The sequence below is a fragment of the Bacteroides sp. genome (assembly GCA_036351255.1).
Taxonomy (GTDB): domain Bacteria; phylum Bacteroidota; class Bacteroidia; order Bacteroidales; family UBA7960; genus UBA7960.
On sequence record JAZBOS010000150.1, the window covers coordinates 1 to 2414 of the forward strand.

Sequence of the window (2414 nt, forward strand, 5' to 3'; positions counted from 1 at the left end):
ATGGCATAGCAGCCTCCGAAAGGCCCCATCATGGCACCCCATAGCCGGCCTTCCATATTTTTAATCTTAACTTCCCTGGAGATGTATGCTTTTTCCTGGTAAGAAATTCCTTCTTTCTTCAGGCCTTTATTTATCATGTTACTGTCAACCAGACCAATTTTTTCATTTTTAAAATGCCGGACCAGGTACTTCAGGGTATGGGTATCGAACATTACATTAGCATCTGTAAGCACCAGTATTTGAAAGCGGGCATTGCCAACCAGGGCATTGACAACGTTTCCTTTGCCTTTTCTTTCTTGATAATCGAAAAACCTGACCGGTTCATGTTTTAATGCGCAGGCGTTAACTATCTGGGCTGTCTTATCGGTAGAAGCATCAGAACCGATAATTAGCTCAAACTTGTCAGCCGGATAATCACTGCGAAGTACGGTTTCGATTTTTTCCCCTATCACAGCCTCCTCATTGAATGCAGAGATGATGATGGAAACCCCTGGAAGCTCATCGTCTGTATAGACTATCTGGTTTTCTTTCTTTCCTGTCGAAAGGATTTGCAGTAATAGTGGATAAAACAGGTAGGTGTGAAAAATCAACAATACCGATATCCAGAATATGACTGCAATTATCATGTCAGGTGCTTCTTGTAAAATGCAAGCAGGTCAGCGGTTATATTCTTATTGTCGAAGGTTTGGCTGACGAATTCCATGGCCTGCTTGCCGATGGAGTCAAATTTATCAAAATTATTCAAGAGGCTTTGTATTTCTTCACCTATATTTTCCGGTGTATCGGCTATGACAATGTTTTTCCCGTGCTCGCATTGAATGCCTTCAGCCCCGAGGGTGGTTGAAACTATGGTTTTGCCCAGGGCCATGCCTTCGATGATCTTGATGCGCATGCCGCTACCTGAAAGGAGAGGGACTACCATGATGGCTTTACTGTTCATGAACTCGTAAGCATCATCAACTTCACCAAGAAAAACAACGTTTTCCTTATTGATCATCCTGAATTTTTCAGGGGCATTTCTTCCTGCAATATAAAACTTAAGACCGGGATTATTTTTGTGAAGCCCGGGCCAGACCTTATCGAGGAACCAGGACAGGCCTTCCTGGTTGGGTGTCCAGTCAAGTGCCCCTATATGGAACAGGGAGGGGAACTCAATCCTGCTCCGGTCGGCAACAAGCATGTCTGAACTTATGCCGGTTGGGGTGACATGAACAGGTATTTTGCATCCCAGTTGAGAAAAGATCTTTGCATCTCTTGGTGTGATAGGCACCAGCACGTCATAGGCGTTGAGATATGACACTTCCATGCGTTTGATCCTGCGGGCCAGGTTGCGTATGTAATACTTTTTTATCCCCCTGCACTGCCTGGCAGTCCGCTGCCATATCTCATGTTCCACATTATGGGCACGCATTGAGACCAGTGCCCTGGAATTGGCCCTGATAACCGGCACATAGGGGGCGAGGTAAAGTCCCTCAAGCTGGATTACATCGTAAACATCATCTTGCAGCAATCCGGCCAGTTTGCGCTCAAACTCCTCTGTGAAGAAGCGGGTTGCGTTATAAGGTTGATCTGAAAACAGGAAGTTGCGAAGGGCTTTGGCAGGGATTATGGTGGTATCAATGTCAACGGCATGGAAGTTGATCCTGGAGGTCAATTCCCCCGGCAGGTCTTCCAGTGGGAAAAAGTGCTTGGAGGTATTCATGGCCATAACAGTGGCTTCGTGGCCCAGTGCCGCAAAAGTCCTGGCCATGCTTAATGTGGCAATGGATCCACCATCCTTTGCTGGGTATGGGAGCTTATTGGCTAACTGCAAGATCTTCATATATTCCGGCACATTGGCAAGGTGGCAAAGATAAGTGGAAAATGTCTGCAGACAATAGCCCGGACCATTTTTTTTAATGCGGTTTTTATCCGGCCGATCAGTCTAATTTTAGTTAAATTTGCAGGACCAACGAATGCCACAAACCATGCAAAAGCCCTCAATCCCTAAAGGAACAAGAGACTTCTCGCCGCTGGAAATGGTGAGGCGAAATTATATATTTGATTCTATAAGGAGCACCTTCCAGCGTTTTGGCTACTCTCCCATCGAAACCCCGGCCATGGAATACCTTTCCACGCTGTTGGGCAAATACGGGGAAGAGGGGGACCGTTTATTGTTCAAGGTTCTTAACTCCGGGGATTATTTATCAGGCCTGCAGCCCTCTGCCATTCGGGAAGGGGCATTGCATAAAGTTACCCAGCATATCACCGAGAAGGGATTGCGTTATGACCTTACCGTTCCTTTTGCAAGATATATCGTCCAGCACCGGAATGAAATAACCTTTCCTTTCAAGCGTTACCAGATCCAGCCCGTTTGGAGGGCCGACAGGCCACAGCGGGGCAGGTACAGGGAGTTTTACCAGTGCGATGTGGAC

Annotated in this window: 3 protein-coding genes; 1 reads left to right on the plus strand and 2 read right to left on the minus strand. The window is 46.6% G+C overall.

Annotation, left to right across the window (positions count from 1 at the left end; translation table 11 throughout):
- Positions 1-626, minus strand: a 626-nt coding sequence (locus V2I46_14165; protein MEE4178646.1) for a glycosyltransferase, incomplete at its 3' end; no start/stop codon positions are given.
- A complete protein-coding gene (locus V2I46_14170) occupies positions 623-1822 on the minus strand; it encodes a glycosyltransferase family 4 protein (protein ID MEE4178647.1) in 1200 nt (399 codons plus the stop codon). The genes V2I46_14170 and V2I46_14165, both read right to left, overlap by 4 nt.
- 145 nt (positions 1823-1967) lie before the next feature.
- Here V2I46_14170 and V2I46_14175 point away from each other — a divergent pair.
- A partial coding sequence (locus V2I46_14175) for an ATP phosphoribosyltransferase regulatory subunit (protein MEE4178648.1) occupies positions 1968-2414 on the plus strand: 447 nt, incomplete at its 3' end.

Bases quoted from the DNA above. Each gene is read 5' to 3' on its own strand.
- V2I46_14170 (MEE4178647.1), bottom strand. From the start codon at position 1,822: ATGAAGATCTTGCAGTTAGCCAATAAGCTCCCATACCCAGCAAAGGAT.